This is a genomic window from Sorangium sp. So ce693, from assembly GCF_051521375.1.
In the GTDB taxonomy this organism is placed as follows: domain Bacteria; phylum Myxococcota_A; class Polyangia; order Polyangiales; family Polyangiaceae; genus Sorangium; species Sorangium atrum.
In genome coordinates this window covers 2,648,585-2,665,058 of sequence record NZ_CP150347.1, presented here as the reverse complement: position 1 = coordinate 2,665,058, position 16,474 = coordinate 2,648,585, and the positions used below count along the sequence as shown (strand labels likewise).

16 protein-coding genes are annotated in these 16,474 nt (G+C 71.6%); 4 read left to right on the top strand and 12 right to left on the bottom strand.

Annotated features, from left to right (window positions below; all coding sequences use genetic code 11):
* Window positions 1-85 precede the first annotated feature (85 nt).
* Both WMF14_RS10235 and glnE read right to left on the bottom strand, forming a co-directional pair.
* Window positions 86-625, bottom strand: coding sequence for a hypothetical protein (locus WMF14_RS10235; protein WP_437800437.1), 540 nt, complete (start codon window positions 623-625; stop codon window positions 86-88).
* 48 nt (window positions 626-673) lie between these two features.
* Complete coding sequence (gene glnE / locus WMF14_RS10230) at window positions 674-3,844, bottom strand: bifunctional [glutamate--ammonia ligase]-adenylyl-L-tyrosine phosphorylase/[glutamate--ammonia-ligase] adenylyltransferase (protein WP_437800435.1); 3,171 nt, start codon at window positions 3,842-3,844, stop codon at window positions 674-676.
* Between the two features lie 125 nt (window positions 3,845-3,969).
* Between glnE and WMF14_RS10225 the strand changes: the two genes are divergently transcribed.
* A complete protein-coding gene (locus WMF14_RS10225) occupies window positions 3,970-4,725 on the top strand; it encodes a metallophosphoesterase family protein (RefSeq protein ID WP_437800433.1) in 756 nt (251 codons plus the stop codon).
* Window positions 4,726-4,919: 194 nt separating this feature from the next.
* Window positions 4,920-5,852 carry a GGDEF domain-containing protein gene (locus WMF14_RS10220; RefSeq protein WP_272101443.1) on the top strand — a complete coding sequence of 311 codons (933 nt, stop codon included), beginning with the start codon at window positions 4,920-4,922 and terminating at the stop codon, window positions 5,850-5,852.
* Window positions 5,853-5,997: 145 nt separating this feature from the next.
* Here WMF14_RS10220 and WMF14_RS10215 read toward each other — a convergent pair whose 3' ends face one another.
* From WMF14_RS10215 to fni, 3 genes are all read right to left on the bottom strand, one after another.
* Window positions 5,998-6,375, bottom strand: a complete 378-nt coding sequence (locus WMF14_RS10215; RefSeq protein WP_012234398.1) for a response regulator — start codon at window positions 6,373-6,375, stop codon at window positions 5,998-6,000.
* A 2-nt stretch (window positions 6,376-6,377) separates the two neighbouring features.
* Window positions 6,378-7,223, bottom strand: coding sequence for a GAF domain-containing protein (locus WMF14_RS10210; RefSeq protein WP_272101442.1), 846 nt, complete (start codon window positions 7,221-7,223; stop codon window positions 6,378-6,380).
* A 225-nt stretch (window positions 7,224-7,448) separates the two neighbouring features.
* The gene (gene fni, locus WMF14_RS10205; RefSeq protein WP_272101441.1) at window positions 7,449-8,537 is read right to left on the bottom strand and encodes a type 2 isopentenyl-diphosphate Delta-isomerase; all 1,089 of its coding nucleotides are present in this window, start codon (window positions 8,535-8,537) and stop codon (window positions 7,449-7,451) included.
* Window positions 8,538-8,709: 172 nt separating this feature from the next.
* On the opposite strand from fni, the gene WMF14_RS10200 reads away from it, so the two are divergent.
* Complete coding sequence (locus WMF14_RS10200) at window positions 8,710-9,675, top strand: hypothetical protein (RefSeq protein ID WP_272101440.1); 966 nt, start codon at window positions 8,710-8,712, stop codon at window positions 9,673-9,675.
* The gene (gene argH, locus WMF14_RS10195; RefSeq protein WP_437328516.1) at window positions 9,676-10,968 is read left to right on the top strand and encodes an argininosuccinate lyase; all 1,293 of its coding nucleotides are present in this window, start codon (window positions 9,676-9,678) and stop codon (window positions 10,966-10,968) included. It begins immediately after the preceding gene.
* Between the two features lie 129 nt (window positions 10,969-11,097).
* On the opposite strand, the gene rpiA is transcribed toward argH, so the two are convergent.
* The 7 genes from rpiA to WMF14_RS10160 form a co-directional block, all read right to left on the bottom strand.
* A complete protein-coding gene (rpiA, locus tag WMF14_RS10190; protein WP_437800429.1) occupies window positions 11,098-11,796 on the bottom strand; it encodes a ribose-5-phosphate isomerase RpiA in 699 nt (232 codons plus the stop codon).
* A gap of 26 nt (window positions 11,797-11,822) precedes the next feature.
* On the bottom strand, window positions 11,823-12,470 hold the full coding sequence (locus WMF14_RS10185; protein ID WP_437800427.1) for a phospholipase D family protein: 648 nt from the start codon (window positions 12,468-12,470) through the stop codon (window positions 11,823-11,825).
* Window positions 12,467-12,910: an acyl-CoA thioesterase gene (locus tag WMF14_RS10180; RefSeq protein ID WP_272101436.1), complete on the bottom strand. Its 444-nt coding sequence runs from the start codon at window positions 12,908-12,910 to the stop codon at window positions 12,467-12,469. The genes WMF14_RS10185 and WMF14_RS10180 overlap by 4 nt, the downstream gene beginning before the upstream one ends.
* Window positions 12,911-12,915: 5 nt before the next feature.
* Window positions 12,916-13,491: a DUF3501 family protein gene (locus WMF14_RS10175; protein ID WP_437800425.1), complete on the bottom strand. Its 576-nt coding sequence runs from the start codon at window positions 13,489-13,491 to the stop codon at window positions 12,916-12,918.
* 34 nt (window positions 13,492-13,525) lie between these two features.
* Complete coding sequence (locus WMF14_RS10170; protein ID WP_437800423.1) at window positions 13,526-14,884, bottom strand: heterodisulfide reductase-related iron-sulfur binding cluster; 1,359 nt, start codon at window positions 14,882-14,884, stop codon at window positions 13,526-13,528.
* Window positions 14,885-15,053: 169 nt separating this feature from the next.
* Entirely contained in the window at window positions 15,054-15,482 is a 429-nt protein-coding gene (locus WMF14_RS10165) for a rubrerythrin family protein (protein WP_272101433.1), read from the bottom strand.
* An 82-nt stretch (window positions 15,483-15,564) separates the two neighbouring features.
* Window positions 15,565-16,251 (bottom strand): Fur family transcriptional regulator, encoded by a 687-nt coding sequence (locus WMF14_RS10160; RefSeq protein WP_437800420.1) that lies wholly within the window; start codon window positions 16,249-16,251, stop codon window positions 15,565-15,567.
* Window positions 16,252-16,474: the final 223 nt, after the last annotated feature.

Genomic DNA, 16,474 nt, shown 5'->3' with positions numbered 1-16,474 from the left:
GCAATCGCGCCGCGAGCGAGGCCCCGCGACGAGCGCCTCTCGCGCCTCCGGCTCGCCTGAGCCCGCTTCGGGCCGGGCCGGCGGATTACGGATCGACGCGGGTCAGCCCGAACCAGAGCACGGCGTGCCACCGCTCGTGCCACTTCAGCAGCATCGGCCCGATCGCGAGCCCGGCCTCCACGGTCCGCAGCTCGTCCTTGAGCGCGCTCACGGGCCAGGGATTGCCGAACGCCTTCTCGCCATACGTCAGCGCGAGCGTCGGCTCGCCGTCGAGCTCCGAAGGGAGCAGCTGCGCCTTGAAGCGGCACACCCGGCTCCCGAAGACCACGTTGGTGCCGGAGTTGCCGCCATGGTCGAACTCGTTCCCTTTCCAGGGCATCCAGCGCGACGCGAGCGCCGTGATCAGCGGGCGCGTCGCCAGGTGGATCCCGGCCGTCGGCTGCAGGGCGAGCAGGCGCCCTCGCGGTAGATCGCCGAGCTCCGCCGGATCCGCCGGCTTCCCCGCCTCGTAGAACTGCCTCAGCGTGCCCGGGTGCGCGCCGACGAGGCTATCGAGGGAGGTCGTCCTGGTGCCATGACGGTGCCCGACGGACGGGCGTGCGCTCTGCTCGCTCTGGGTGGTCATCGGAGCGCCTGGCATTCCACCGCGTCCGACAAGGGTCAACGGCAACCGTCAGCGCTCGTCGTCGCCCGCTTCCCCCGGTTCCTTCGGTTCCCCCGATTCCCCCGCGCTCGCCGTGTTCGCCTCTCGCGCCTCGCTCGCCTCGCCGAGAGACGCCGCGCCGCCCGCGACGATCGCCTCGTACGCCCGGCGCACGCGCTCGGTGATCGCGCCGTAGCGCGCGAGCAGCTCGCGCGCGGCCTCGGCCGCGGTGCGGCCCCGGATGCCCGTCCGACGCGCGAGGGTCGGGACCCCGGGCGCGTCCTCCTCGAGGAGCTGCGAGGCGTCGGCGTGCACGATGCGGATCCGCTGCTCCAGCTTGCGCAGGAACGCGTGGCCGTCCCGGAACGTCTCGGCGTGCTGGGCCGAGAGGTGTCCGGCCGCGGCGAGCGCGTCGATCGCCGCGAGCGTCTCGGCGGTCCTGACGCGCGCATCGGCGCCGTGCCGGATCTGAAGGAGCTGCACCGCGAACTCGATGTCCGCGAGGCCGCCCCGCCCGAGCTTGAAGTCGCGGCGGCCGCGGCGCTCGTGCGAGAGCTCGAGCTCCATGCGCAGCCGGAGCCTGTGGATCTCCTCGGCGATCCGATGGAAGTCGTCCGCCTGGAGGTACGCGGCCTCGTGCGCGATGGCGATCGCCTCCGCCCCGAGCTCGGGATCGCCGGCCGACGCGCGCGCCCGGATCAGCGCGAGCCGCTCCCAGATCGCCGCGCGCATGTGCCGCGCGCCGGGCGACGACTCCGGCTCCGCGGGCGCCGGGGAAGCCGCGTAGCCGCGGCGGATGCCGTGGTAGCGAGCGAACGAGTCGACGGACGTGACGAGCAGCCCCTGGCTGCCCGACGGGCGCAGGCGCGTGTCGAGCTCGTAGCCGGGGCCCGCCGCGTGCGACATGGAGATGAGCCGGATGATCTGCCGCGCGCGCCGCGCGTAGTACGTGCCGGGGTCCGACGCGGCCCCGTGCTCGCCGGGCGGCGCGCACGCCGGGTCGAACAGGAAGAAGACGTCGAGATCCGAGCCGTAGCCGATCTCGCGGCCGCCGAGCTTGCCCATCGCGATCACGGCGAGCCCCCTCACGGGCTCGCCCGCCGGCGTCCCCAGCGCGAAGCGCGTCGCGGCCTCGAGCGACGCGTCGGCCAGATCCGAGAGCGCCAGCGTCGCCTCGCGCGTGCCGACCTCGCCGCTCAGGTCGGCGAGGCCGACCTCGATGGTGACGCGCGCCTTGGCGCGCCGGAGCGCCCCGATGAGCGCCTCCTCCGGATCCTCGTCCGGCGACGCCTCGCTGAGGCTGGCCTCGATCGTGTGTCGGATCAGCTCGGCGCTCGGCGCGCCGCGCGCGAACAGGACGGCGTCGACGAGCTCGGGGTACCTCACCATGGCGTCGCCGATGAACGCGCTCGACCCGAGCGCCTCGACGAGCCTGCGGAGCGCGCGAGGATCGTCGCCGAGCATGCGCGCGTAGACGGAGGAGTGCCTGATGCGGGAGAAGCACAGCCGGAGGAAGCGCGCGGCCTGCTCCGGATCGGCGGCGTCGACGACCGCGGCGAGCAGCGTCTCCGCGAGGGACGAGGACGCCTCGCGGCTGCGCGCGCCGAGCAGGCCGTCCGGGTGACGCGAGAGCTCGAAGAGATCGTCGGCGACGTCGCGGAAGCGCGCCGTCAGGGACGCGTGCGGCTCCGGCGGCGCGGCGGGCTCGGGCGCGGCGCCGGCCGCCGGCTCGCCGCCGAGGACGAGCACGGCGTGCTTCGCCAGCGCCTCGGCGAACGCGTCGCGATCGCCGTGGTCGAGCGCGGCCATCACGTCGATCCACCGCGACGGCCGGGAGCTCCCCTTCGGCAGGAGCGACAGGAGCCGGGCCTTGATGCGCCCCCGGCGCTGCGCGGTGTCGGCCAGGAACGCCGCGGCGTCCTCGAAGCGCAGCGTCCGCGCGAGGCGCGCGATCTCCGCCTCGCTGTCGGGGAGGAGGTGCGTCTGCACGCCGGTCGCGGACTGCACGGCGTGCTCCGCGCGCCGGAGCGCGAGGTAGCCCTCCACGAGCTCCCGCCCCTCCCGGTCGGTCACGTACCCGAGGGCGCGCAGGCGCCGCAGGCCGTCGAGCATGCCCTGCGCGCGCGCGCGGGGCTCGCGCCCGCCCCAGATGAGCTGCAGGGCTTGCACGAAGAACTCCGCCTCGCGGATCCCGCCTGGGCCGAGCTTCAGGTCGCGCGACGCGTCGTGCGGGAGCTCCGCGCGAGCGCGCTCGACGAGCTCGATCATGTCGACGGCGAGCTGCGGATCGACCTGGCGCCGCCACACGAACGGGCCGAGCACCCCGAGCGCCTCGGCGCCGAAATCGAGATCGCCGGCGATCTCGCGGGCGCGGAGCAGCGCGGCGCGCTCCCAGAGGCGGCCGAACGACTCGTAGTAGCGCTCGGCGGCGGCCAGCGAGTTGACGAGCGGACCGCTGCGGCCCTCGGGGCGGAGCCGGAGATCCACGCGCCAGACGAAGCCGTCCTCCGTGACCTCCTCGAGCGTCGACGTGAGGCGGCGCGCGACGCGGGCCCAGAAGTCGTGCAGGGTGACCGAGACGGCGCGTTCGCCGGGCGGCCCCACGTGCCCGTCGTCCGTGTCATAGAGGTAGATCAGATCCACGTCGGAGCCCGCGTTGAGCTCGTCGCCGCCGAGCTTCCCCATCCCGAGCACGACGAACTTCGAGCGCGCGCCCGTCGCGGTGCGCGGCTCTCCGAACCGCGCGGTCACGGCGGAGACGGCCTCGGCGAGCGCGACCTCGATCGTGGCCTCGGCGAGCGCGGTGAGCTCGCGCGCGGTGACGTCGATGTCCGCGCCGCCCGCCGACGGCGGGAGCAGCTCGCGCAGCGCGACGCGGATCCGCTCCTCGCGCGCCACGCGCCGGAGCTCCCGCCGGACGCGGTCCGTGTCCGAGACGTCGCCGACGCGGCTCCGGATCCGCGCCAGGTACGTGGCGCGATCGCGCGCCGTCTGGTGGCCCTCCGCCGCGAGCCGCTCCACGATGTCCGGATTTGCCTCGATGATCGCGCCGATCGCGGGGTAGGCGGCCGTCAGGAGCGCCGCGATGGCGAACGGCATCGTCCCGGGACGAAGCCGAGACGACAGCCGCTCCGCGCGGTCCTTCACGCGTTGCTCATCGATCGCGCTGGCGATCTCCAGGAGCCTCGAGACCTGTTGCATGGCGGGAGGCTAGCAAGACCGTGGGGGCGTGAACGGCGGTTCCGCAGGGCCCGACCGCCGGTTTATCGCGACCTGGCCCCACCTCGCGCCTTGGCGGCGTCGCTCTCAGATCCTATGCTCGCCGGGTGCGATTGCTCTGCGTCTCGGATATTCACGGCCACGCCGACGCGCTCGCGGCGGTCCTGGCCACGGCCGAGCGCCGAGGGTACACCCAGCTCCTGGTCGCCGGAGATCTCTGCTTTCCCGGCCCGAAGCCGCTCGAGACGTGGCGCCGGCTCACCCAGGCCAAGGCGGTTTGCGTACAGGGCGTATCGGATCGCGCCCTGGCGACGCTGGACCTCGACAAGGTCAGGGCGCGGAGCGAGCACGAGCGAGCGCGGCTCGATCGCCTGTCCCAGACGCGCACCGAGCTCGGCGAGCTGATCCTTGCGCGGCTGGCGCGGCTCGCCCCGACGTACCGCCTGCCGCTCGAGGACGGCGGCGAGCTCGTCCTGGTCCACGGCTCCCCGGCGGATCCGCTCGAGCCGATCTCTCACGACATGACGGACGAGGAGGTGCTCTCCCTGCTCGGCGACGATCCGGCGGATGTCGTGATCTGTGGTGGCTCCCACGTCCCGTTCGATCGGATGGTGGGCGGCGTGCGCATCATCAACGTCGGCTCGGTGGGTGAAGCGCCGTGCTCGCTGCGGAGCGACGTGCGGGGCGCCGTTGATCACGTGCGCGTCGGTGCGCGCGCCCCTGGCGAGCTTGGCGAGCTTGTGCGGAGCAGCGGTTCCGTCACCGCGTATGGCGCGATGCACGCCGACGCGACGTTCATCGAGATCCGGGCGGGCGAGCTCTGGGTCGAGCAGGTCGTGGTGCCGCTCGGCAGGGCTGCGTGAGCGCGCGGGTGAGCAGGTGCGCGGGTGCGCTCCGTCGGGAGCGACGCGCAAGTCGTGGGAAACGCTCGAACCACGCGGACCACGCGGACCGTGCGCGACGCTCCGTCACGCACCCTACCCGACAGGGAACATCGCCTGTGCCATGCCCTCCCGCTTGAACCTATTTCAAGGATTTAGGATCATCCTCAGGGAGCATGGGCAGCTACCTCCCCGACGATGACTTCGAGGCCACGCGGGTGGCCAACGTTGGGGAACTCCACAAGGAGATCCCGGCGCGCTCGCCGAAGGACCGCGCCTACCTCATCGTGCTCGCTGGCTCGAACGTCGGCGAGATGTACCGGGTCGAGGGCGCCGAGATCGTGATCGGCCGGGCATCCGGGGCGACCATCCGGCTGAACGACGACGGCATCTCGCGGCGCCACGCGCGCCTCCTCCAGATGGACAGCCAGGTGCTGATCGAGGATCTCAACAGCTCGAACGGGACGATGGTGAACGGCGAGCACGTCACGCGCCTCGCCCTGCACGACGGCGACAAGATCCGCCTGGGCTCGACGACCATCCTCAAGTTCACCTACCACGACCACCTGGATGAGTCGTTCCAGCAGCAGATGTACGACGCCGCGCTGCGCGACGCCCTCACCAAGGCCTTCAACAAGAAGTACTTCCTGGATCGGCTCGAGACCGAGGTCTCCTATGCCCGGCGGCACGGCGCGCACCTGTCGCTGCTCATGTTCGACGTCGATCATTTCAAGAGGATCAACGACACCTTCGGGCACCTCGCCGGCGACTACGTGCTTGCGAGGATCGCCAAGATCGCGAGCCACACGGTGCGGACCGAGGACGTGTTCGCGCGCTACGGCGGTGAAGAGTTCGGCATCCTGTGCCGCGGCGTGGGGCTCGAGAACGCGGGCATCCTCGGCGAGCGGCTGCGCCTGCTCATCGAGGGGTCGGTCTTCGAGCACGAGGGCGTTCGCATGCCGACGACGATCAGCGTCGGCGTCGCGGCGCACCCCGAGCTCTCGGTGCAGAACGGCATGGAGCTCATCGCGGCGGCCGATGAGGCGCTCTACGAGGCGAAGCGCACCGGCCGCAACCGCGTGCTCCTGAAGTTCGGCGCGAAGCCGTAGAGCGGGGCCCGGATCATCACGACACCGACCAGCGCGGCTGCGGCCGCGCGACGCCGCCGCGCCACCCGGCGCGCCGGGGCATCGGAGGATGCGCCCGCAGAACGCGGGGCGACCGGGCGACAGCGCTCGGCCGCTGGCGCGCGCCTCAGTCGATCTTGAGGAGTTCCTTGACCTTGGCGATGACCTGCGGGGCCTGGATGGGCTTCGTGATGTACGCGTTCGCGCCGAGCTGCAGCGCGCGCTGACGATCCTCCTGAGACCCCTCGGTGGTGATGATGATGATCGGGGTGTCCTTGTGGACCGGATCCGTGCGCACGCGCTTGACGAGCTTGAGCCCGTCCATGATCGGCATATTGATGTCGGTGATGATCACGTCGTACTTGGTCGAGGCGAGCTTGCGGAGACCGTCGACGCCATCGTCCGCCTCGGTGACGCGGAGGTTCTTCACGCGCGCCAGCGCGAAGACCAAGAGCTGCCGCATCATGGGCGAGTCTTCAACGATCAGACACGAGTACTCGGCCATGATCAGTCCTCCAGGTCCAGGAATGCCTGGACGCCAGGCACCTTCCGGCCGGCGTCGGTGAAGAGCCGCGCGTTGATGAGGGCGGGGGCGGCCTGGGCCCCGAGGAGCTTGAAGAGCTCGGTGTCCACGTTCACGAACTCCGTCTTTTGCGGGAGCGTGCTGAAGATCGCGATGACACCCACGGTGCGCCCGTTGAAGTCGAGCGGGATCACTGCAGCGGGATCCTCGATGCTCCCCTTGGAGACGTCCTTGGTCTCGTCGAAGAAGATTTCCCCCTTCGAGAATGCCTGGCCGACGACGCCTTCGGTCACCGGCATGCGCACGATCTCCTCGACCGCGACGCCTTCGCTCGCGATCGAGACGAGCTCTTTACCATCGGGAGACGCCAGGTACACGGAGAAGGCGCCCGCCCCGAGGAACTGCGCCAGGAGCTCCTTCAGGTTGCGGAGGACATGGCGCACGTTGCGCGCCGCGTGCAGCTGCGACAGCGCGACGTACAGGTTCGCGAGGTTCGCGAGCTCTCCCTCCGCCTCCGAGTAGCGGCTGTTGAAGCGGTCCGAGGCCGCCACCATCCGCACCGACTGCGTCACGAGGTCGCGCTTCTCCTGCTCGAGCTCCTCGATCTTGCGGAGCAGATCACGGATGGCCGAGTCGCTCGCGAGGTGCGCGCGGAGCTTGCCGTTCTCCGACTCGAGCTCGGAGATCTTGTCGCGAAGGCGCTCGTTCTCGCGGAGGAGCTCCTCGGTCAGCTGCGCCCCCTTGCGGAAGAACTGCTGAATGAAGGCATCGCGCTCCTTCTTCAGGTCCTCGGGGGGACGATCGCTCGGACGCCCTTTTTTCTCCGTCATTTTATCCCGGGGTTCTCCAGAGCTTCGGACCGTATCATGCGGGGCTGACCGGACGGAAGCGTCGAGCGCGGGCCAGAGGCGTGCCCGGCGCCCCCGCCGAGGGCAGCGACCGGCAGCCGCGTCGCCGTCCCCGCGGACAACGTCGGTTCGGCCCCGCCGGCCCTACCCCGGGGACCGGACCCCGCCGTCTCGGCCCCCCTGCCCCCGTTGCCCCCACCGCCACGACTACGCCCTCTCCAGCTGCTTCATCTGCTTCAGCAACCTGGTCCACCTGCGCAGCTCCCGTCCGAGCAGCACGGGTGACTTCTGGAGCGACGCGATGTCGCGCGCCCCGACGAGCAGCATGACCGCCCGGAGCTCGGCCTCGACGGTCTCGAGGTACCGCACCGCTCCGTCCCGTCCCCCCGAGACGAACGCCTGGAGGACCGGACGCGCGATCCCGGCAGCATGCGCGCCGAGGGCAATCGCTCGAGCGATGTCAAGGCCGCTCGTGACGCCCCCGGTCGCGATGATGGTCTTGAAACGAGGACGGATAGCGCGGGCGATGAGCACCGAGGCGGCCGTGGGCACACCCCATTCGCGCAGCGCCTCACCGAGGGAGCGGGCTGCGCCCTCGGCGCGCGCCGTCTCGACGGCGACCCAGGACGTGCCTCCGGACCCGGATACGTCCAGATCGCGGATGCCCGCCCGGACCAGGCGGTACGCCGTCCCCGGGCCGATCCCGCAGCCGGTCTCCTTCGCGATGACCGGTACGCTGAGGCCGCTCGCGAGCCGGGCCATCGCGTCCAGCGCGCCGGCGAAGTCCCGGTCGCCGCCCGGCTGGACCAGCTCCATCGCGGGGTTCATGTGGACGCAGAGCGCGTCGGCGCCGACCTGGGCCACGAGCTCGGCGACCGCCTCCGTCGACAGCGATCGCGCCTGCACGGCGCCGATGTTCCCGAGGAGGAGGGTGGTCGGAGCGTGCGCGCGGACCTCGTACGTCGCGGAGGCGTCGCCGTTCAGCATCGCCCGCTGGCTCCCGAGCCCGAAGCCGTACCCGCGCTCCTCGGCGATCTGCGAGAGCTCCCGGTTGATCGCGTGCGCGCGCTCCGTCCCTCCGGTCATGGCCGCGATCAGGAGCGGAGCGCGGAGCCGCTTCCCGAGCAGCAGCACCGAGGTGTCGATCGCGTCGAGGGAGAGCTCCGGCAACGCGTCGTGGATCAGCTCGACCTGCTCCAGCAGCGTGGTCTTGGCTCGAAACCCGACATCACCGGTCGCGCAGAGCTCGATGTGGTCCGCTTTCCTCTCGGAGATGTCCTTCGCCTCTTCCGTCATGGGGGCACAACTTTACGCGGTCGCCGACCGCCGTCGAAAAGGAAGTGGCATGGACAAAGAAACGCCAAATTTCGCCCCCCCGGGCCAGGCGTTGCCGCCCGGTCCGCCTTCTGCTGTAGCTACGCGGGAACTACCGCGCGACCGCCGCGCGGCGCTGGCATACAGTAGCTGTATGGACCTCCCGGACGAACCGCAGATCCGCTGGATCCTTCGCACGACCGCAGCGCTCCTCCAGCACGGCGCGGAGCCGGTGCGCGGGCTGGTGCAGCCGACGGTCGAGTTCTTCCCGGACGCGTTCGACGGCTCGCCGAAGACGGTGGCCGCCCTGATGGTGCGGGTCCAGGAGCACGCCGGGCTCCAGGATCTCCCGGTGGAGCTCGCGGTGGTCACCCCGGAGGGGCAGGCCAGCACCGTGAGCTGCTCGAGCGGCGCGTGCGGCGGGATGGCGCTGGAGTCGAAGCTGGAGCGCGTCGCCCCGCGCGGCGACGGCGGGTACCGGGTCGCGCTCTCCGCGGGCGAGCTCCGCAACCCCACGGTGCTCACGACGGCGTTCGTGCGCGCCGTGGCGTACATGTTCCTGAGCGAGGCCGGCGCCTTCGACGCGCTCGTGCCGTCGGACCGCGAGCCCGCCGTGGATCTCGCCGCCGTGCTGCTCGGCTTCGGCGTCCTCGCGACGAACGGCTCTTACCTGTACGCGAAGGGCTGCGGGGGCGTGCAGGTGCACTCGGCGACCAAGATGCCGGTCGATGAGCTCGCGCTCGCGCTCGCCGTCTACTGCCGGCTGCACGACGTGCCCGATCGGACCGCCGCGCGGCACCTCGACGTGACGCCGCGCGCCCACTTCGACGAGTCCGCCGTCTGGGCCAGCTCCAACGCCGCGCTCGTCCGCATGCTGCGCGCCGCGCCGGACCGGATCGCCGCGGACGACTTCGCGATCGGCGAGTCGAGGAGCTGGCTGGCCCGCGCGCTCGGCCTCGGCAAGCGCCGGCCGGCGCGGACGGCGGACGACGAGCTGCGCGAGCTCGAGCGAGAGCTCGCGCCCGCGGCCGGCGCGGCGAAGCCGCGACCGCTGGACGAGGGCAAGGCCAAGAAGCTTGCCGAGATCCGTGCTCTCGTGGACGAGAGCCTGGGGAGCTGAATGAGCGTACGACTCTGGGACAAAGGGGGCGCGACCGACGCCCAAATGCTGCGTTACACCTCGCGCGACGACTGGCAGCTCGATCAGCGCCTGCTCGCGTACGACCTGCGGGCCACCGTCGCGCACGTCCGCGGGCTCGCGCGGATCGGCGTGCTCAGCGAGGCGGAGCGGGACGCGCTCGTCCGCGAGCTCGAGGTGCTCGCGGCGCAGAACGAGGCCGGCGAGCTGCGGCTCACCGAGGACGACGAGGACGGCCACAGCGCGATCGAGGCCGCGCTGGTCGCCCGCATCGGCGACGCGGGCAAGAAGGTGCACACCGGCCGGAGCCGCAACGATCAGGTGCTCGTCGCCACGCGCCTCTACGAGCGCGACGCGCTGGATGAGCTCGCCGAGAACGCGACGGCCGGCGCCCGCGCGCTGCTCGATCTCGCCAGGCGCGAGGCGGAGACGCCGATGCCCGGCTACACGCACCTGCAGCGGGCGGTGCCGTCGTCCGTCGGCTACTGGGCCGCCTCGTTCGTCGAGGGGCTCACCGACGCGATCGACGTGGTGCGCGCGACGCGGGCGCTCGTCGATCGCTGCCCGCTCGGGGGCGCCGCGGGCTTCGGCGTGAACCTCCCGCTCGATCGCGTCGGCGTCGCGCGCGAGCTCGGGTTCGCCGGCGTGGCGCTGAACCCGCTCGCGTCCCAGACCTCGCGCGGCATCATCGAGGCGCAGATCCTCGCCGCCGCGTGGCAGGTGATGGCCGTGAGCCGCCGGCTCGCGTGGGATCTCAGCCTGTTCGCGATGAGCGAGCTCGCGTTCATCCGCCTCCCGGAGGCGTTCACGACCGGCTCGTCGATCATGCCGCAGAAGCGCAACCCCGACGTCGTCGAGCTCATGCGCGCCGCGTGCTCCGTCGTCCAGGGGGCGCTCGCCGAGGTGCAGTCGATCGTGGCGCTCCCGTCGGGCTACCACCGCGACCTCCAGCTCACGAAGGGCCCCACGATGCGCGGGCTCGACGAGGCGCTCGCGACGTCGCGCCTCTTGCCCCGGCTCGTCGAGGGGCTCGCGTTCGACCGGGAGCGCATGGCCCGCGCGATCACGCCGGAGTGCTTCGCCACGGATCGCGCCGTCGAGCTCGCCGTGGAGGGCGTCCCCTTCCGCGAGGCCTACCGCAAGGTCGCGGCCGAGATCGCGGCGCTGCCGGCCGGCGACGCCGCGGCGAGCCTCCGCGCGCGCGTGTCGCTCGGAGCTCCGGGCAACCTCGCGCTGGACGATCTGGCCCGCAGGCTCGATCGCCACGCCCGCTAGCTCCGCCCGTCAGAGCTCCCGCGGTGGGCGCGGCGCGGCGCGGCGCGCCGCGCCGTCGCCGCCCGCCCGAGGTCCAGGGCCCCGGCTTCGCGTGTCAGCGATCCCTGATGGAATCCCTGACACGCGGAGCTAGCGCTGCCGCGTCAGCTCGCGGACGGCGCCCGGGTCCGCCACCAGCACGAGGGTCGCCATGTCGAGGAACAGCCCCGTGTCGACGACGCCGGGGATCTTGCGGATGCGCGCGTCGACCGCTGCGGGCGCGTCCATCGGGCCGAACGCCGTGTCGAGGATCCAGTTGTGGTTGTCGGTCTGGAAGGGATACCCGTCCGCGTTCTTGCGGATCGCCGGCTTGCCCCCGAGCGCGGTCAGGTGCCGCGCGGCCGTCGTGCTCGCGAAGGGCACCACCTCGACGGGGATGGGCACGCGCGAGCCGAGCTTCTCGACGAGCTTCTCGGGCGTGACGAGGATGATGAACTCCGCGGCCTCGTAGGCGACCACGCGCTCGCGGAGGAGCGCGCCGCCGAGGCCCTTGATGAGGCCGAGGTCGGGCGCCACCTCGTCGGCGCCGTCGACGGCGACGTGGAAGCGCTCGACCTCCTCGAGCGACACCATCGGGATGTTCTCGCGGCGGGCGAGCTCCGCCGAGCGCTCCGACGTTGCGACGCCCTTGATCTGGAGCCCTCGGCGGACGCGCTCCCCGAGGCGGCGGATGAAGGCCTCGGACGCGCGCCCGGTGCCGAGCCCGAGCAGCATCCCGCTGTCCACGCGCGCGAGCGCGGCATTGGCGATTCGATCGAGGTCGGAGGGGTCCGGTCCCGCGGTGCTCATGCGCTGCTCATCGGCCATCGGGACCGTCAGCGCAACGGGATTTTGTCGAGCTCGTCGAGCGGCCCCGGGCAGAGCGGCCGGAGCCTGCAGCCCTTGCACTCGGCGCCGGTCCAGATCGCCTCGAACGTCGCCTGCATCTCGTCGAGCAGGAGGTCGTCGTCCGTGAGCACGCCCGCCTCGAAGTTCCGCCGCCCCTCGCCCTTCGCCCCGAGCCCGGCGCCTGTGAGGTTCGCGGAGCCGAGGTACAGGAGCGCGCCGTCGACGGCGATCATCTTCAGGTGGACCCGCGGGCAGCGGCGCATCTCGATCGGCGGCCGGGGCCGCCGCCGGAGCTCGGCGCGGAAGGCGCGCGACGGGACGCCGGCGTGCAGCAGGCGCAGCTCGACCCCCCGGGCGGCGAGCGCGTCGAGCATGTCGAGGAACGACATGTACCGGCCGCGCGCCCGCGCCCTCGATCCGATGGGCGCCTCCACGCGCAGCTCCTTCACGTTGGCCGTCGCGATCCACACGGACACGCGCGCGTTCGCGACGGCGCCCATCACGAGCGCGTCGTAGTGCGCCCTGTCGCGGAGGAGCGTCAGCTCGACGCGCCGCTTCAGCGGCGATCGCGCCTTCGCCTCGGGTTCGGTCCTCGCGCGTGCCCGCGCCCGCGGGCGCGCCGGCCGAGCGCTCACGCCCGTCGACCGGCGCTGGAGGGCGCCTGCTCGAGCTCGAGGTGGGCGCTGAGCAGGGCCCGGACGTCCTCCGGCATCGGGACCGACACCAGCTGCACGAGGTCGGTGGTCACCACCGTGTGCCGCAGCTCCGCCGACAGCACGCCGTCGTGGGCGCGGTGCATGCGGTACCGGAGCGTGGCGCTCCGCCGGCCGATATGGACGACCGACGTCTCGATCCGGAGCGCCTGGCCGTAACGCACCGGCGCCGCGTAGTCGGCCTCGACCCGCACCGCCGGCAGCCCGATCCGCCGCTCGAGGATGAGCCCGGCGTAGCCCCCCTCGAGCGGCGCGAAGAACCGCTCCATCGCCTCGTGCGCGTAGTTGAGGAAGCGCGCGAAGAAGACGATGTTCGCGGCGTCGACGTCTTCGAACTTGATCGGGCGCTCGAGGGAGACCATCGCGGCTAGGACAGGTCCTCGGCGAGCTTGTCCAGGGTCGCCCTCCCGAGCGGCGCCTTCACCGCGTAGCGCGGGTGCCCGACGACGATCGATGCCGTCGCCTTCCTTGCCTTGATCGCGGCCTGCGCCTCGGCCGGGAGATCCGCCTTGAGGTAGTGCACGGCCGTCGTGCGATCCTCCATCGATCCGTCGCGCTTGCCGAGCGCCCGCGCGGCGACTCCGTCGACCTCGATTGACACCGTGTCCTCGAGGCCCACCAGATCGACGAGCATCCGGTCGCGCAGCGCTCGATCGGGGATCTCGACGAAGAGCGTCATGCTGAGCTGCCCTGCGCCCGGGATGAGATCGTTGTACGTCTCTATCTCGTGGAGGATGCCGCTCTCGCTCGTGATGCGCTCGGTGCGGAGCATCTCCTGGATCTGGAAGAGCACCGAGTCGCGGTTCTCGAACACCACGGTCAGGTGGTCTCCGATCCGCACGCGGCGGGGCCGCTTCTCCTGGATGATGCGGCTCCGGAATCGCTCGCGGATGGCCTCGTATTCGCCGATCCCGAGCACCTCGTTGCGATCGATGGGACGCATGACGCTCCTCTCCTTGACGACTTCGGACCGAGATTCACGGCGTCGGACCGAGCCCGTACGCGTGGGCGAGCGCCTCGACCGGGTGCAGCACCTTCGCGCCGTTCTCCTTGACCATCCTGAGACCCGCGAGGGTGCAGTCGCTGACGATGACGTCCGCGCCGCCGACGCCGCGCACGAGCTTCGACGCGTACTTGCGCCCGGTCTCGTAGTGGGCCGCCTTCATCCCCCATGTGCCGTCGACCGCCGAGCACTGCTCGATGACGCGCACGTCGGTGTCGGGGACGACGCCGAGCACCCTGGCGCCGGGGAAGCCGATCTTCTGCGCGCGCAGGTGGCACGCGGCGTGGTACGCGATCGTGCCGAGCCCCTTCTTGAACTCGCGGTTGAGCTTCTTCTCGCGGCCGAGCTGGACGAGGAACTCCATCATGTCGACCGTCGCGGCCGCGACCTCGCGCGCCTCTGCCGTCTGCAGGTACTCCGGCCACTCCTTCTTCATCGTGTAGCCGCACGTCGGGCCGATCACGACGATCTTCCTCCCCCTGCGCACGTGCGGGAGCAGGAGCGCGACGTTGTGCTTCACCTTCGCGGTGAAAGCCGCGAGATCGCCGCCGTCGAGGTTCGGCATCCCGCAGCACGTCAGCGCCCCCGCCGACGTGTCTCGCGGCTCGTCCGCCGAGGAGCAGCCCGGGACGTGCACCGCGTAGCCGTTGTGCTCGAGGACGCGGACCGCCGCCTCGGGGACCGCGGGCGTGTTGTACTCGCCGTAGCAGGTCGCGAAGAGCACCACGTCGCCTTGCTTGCCGGCGTCGGCCGCGGCGCCGTGCTCCGCGAACCAGGACGAGAACGGCTTGCGCGCCATCTCCGGGAGCGGGAACTCCGACGAGATCCCGGTCACCTTCTCCTGCACCTTGCGCAGCAGGCGGCTCGCCTGCACGAGGTTCGCGAGCGGCGCGACGGCGCCGGAGCCCAGCTCGCCGATCAGCTGCGGCTCGCCGAGGATCCTGTCCACCAGCGGGATGCCGTCCCGCTGGGCGCGCACCGCGCGCTCTCGCGCGAGCACGCGCGGGAAATCGAGGAGCTCGTAGGCGTGCTCGTCGGCCGTGTACGGGCACTTGATGTAGCAGAGCTTGCACTGCCAGCACTCGTCGCCGACGGCCTTGAAGTCATCGTAGGTGAGGGCCTCGGCGCCTTCGGCGACGCCGGCCTCGATGTCCCTGTCGACGCGGGCGAAGAGCGCCGGGAACGAGCCGCAGTACCCGACGCACATGCGGCATTCGTGGCAGATCTGGAACGTCCGCCGCAGCTCTGCCTCGAGATCGCGGGGCTCGAGATATCGCTCGTCGTTCGGCGATGTCGCCGGTGGACGGTCTGGTGCACGCCGGATGACGCTCACTGGTCGGCTCCTCTCAAAAGCTTCAACTTGGGGTACGGCGCGGAGGGACGGCTCGCCGCGCGGCCCGGCGCCGGACGGCCGTCGAGGTCGCGATGGCGCGTGCGCCCCGGGTCGAGTCGCCGTCGGTTCGGCGCGCCCCGGAGCGCTCGCGCTCTCGCGTCGGTCGCCCTCAGAAGTCGAGCGACTGCAGCGCCTTCGTGAAGCGCCCGGCGTGCGACTTCTCGGCCTTCGCGAGCGTCTCGAACCACTCTGCGATGTCCTCGAAGCCCTCGTCGCGGGCCTCCTTCGCGAAGCCCGGGTACATCGTCTCGTACTCGTGGGTCTCGCCGGCGACGGCGGCCTTCAGGTTCTTCTCCGTGCTGCCGATCGGCAGGCCGGTCGCCGGGTCGCCCGCCTGCTTGAGGTAGTCGAGGTGGCCGTGCGCGTGGCCGGTCTCGCCGTCCGCCGTGTCCTTGAAGAGACCGGCGACCTCGGGGCGACCTTCGACGTCCGCGACCTTTGCGAAGTACAGGTAGCGGCGGTTTGCCTGCGACTCCCCGGCGAACGCGTCCTTCAGGTTCTGGTGCGTCTTCGTGCCCGTAAGCTGCTTGGTTGTCATGGGTCGCTCTCCTTCGGTTGAACGGCTGCGATGATAGGTCCCTGATGCCCGCGCAGGTCAGCTCGGCGGTGCGGTGGATCCGCTAGACACGTCCAGGGCGCCGCGCCCCCCGAACCCCCGCGGGGCGAAATCGACTGTTCGCCGCGCTTCGCCCGGCGTCCTGCGCCTTGCCCCGCGCATTTTCGCCACCCCGGGTGTCCTTCGCGCAGGCAGCGCAGAGCCCCCGGTAGATCCGCTCGACGGCGCGGACCTCGAAGCCGGGTGCGGCCGCGAGGGGCGCGGGGACGATCTCGTCCGAACGCTCGGCGGACGGGTCGCTCGGCTGGCACGGCACATCGCGGACGAGCCCGCAGCGATCGCAGACCGCGTGATGATGCGCCGCCATGTTCGGGTCGAAGCGCGAGGCGCCTGGCGACAGCGACAGCGCGACGCACAGCCCCGCGGACGCCAGCGCGTCGAGCGTGTTGTAGACGGTGGCGAAGCTCATGGTCGGCAGCGCCGGCCGGAGCCGCTCGAACAGCTCCTGCGCCGTCGGATGCGTCGGATCGGCCGCGAGCTCGCGCACGATCGCCAGGCGCTGCGGCGTCAGCTTGAGCCCCGACGCTCGCACGCACGCCAGCATGGAAGCGATCCGGGTATCCTCCTCGACCGCCCTGCGCTCGAAGCCGACCGCGCGCCCCCGGGCATCGCGGGGCGCGGCCCCCTTTGCAGCAGCTATCCGCGAGGTAGCCACAGCGAGATGTGTACTTAGAAGGTTTCTCAGCTGCAAGTCCTAATAATTGCCGACGGACCACCAGAAAAATCCGGGGCTGAGGCGGATTTGGGCGAAGCTTGGCGAGCCGGATGAGCTTGGCGAAACTGTCGGGGCTGACGAAACTGTCGGGGCTGACGAGACCGACGAAACCGACGAAACAACCCGGACGTCGCGCCGCGACGCGATGCTCTGCGGCCGCCGGGAGGTCTTGCGAGGCTAGAAGGCCTCTGCCATAGTG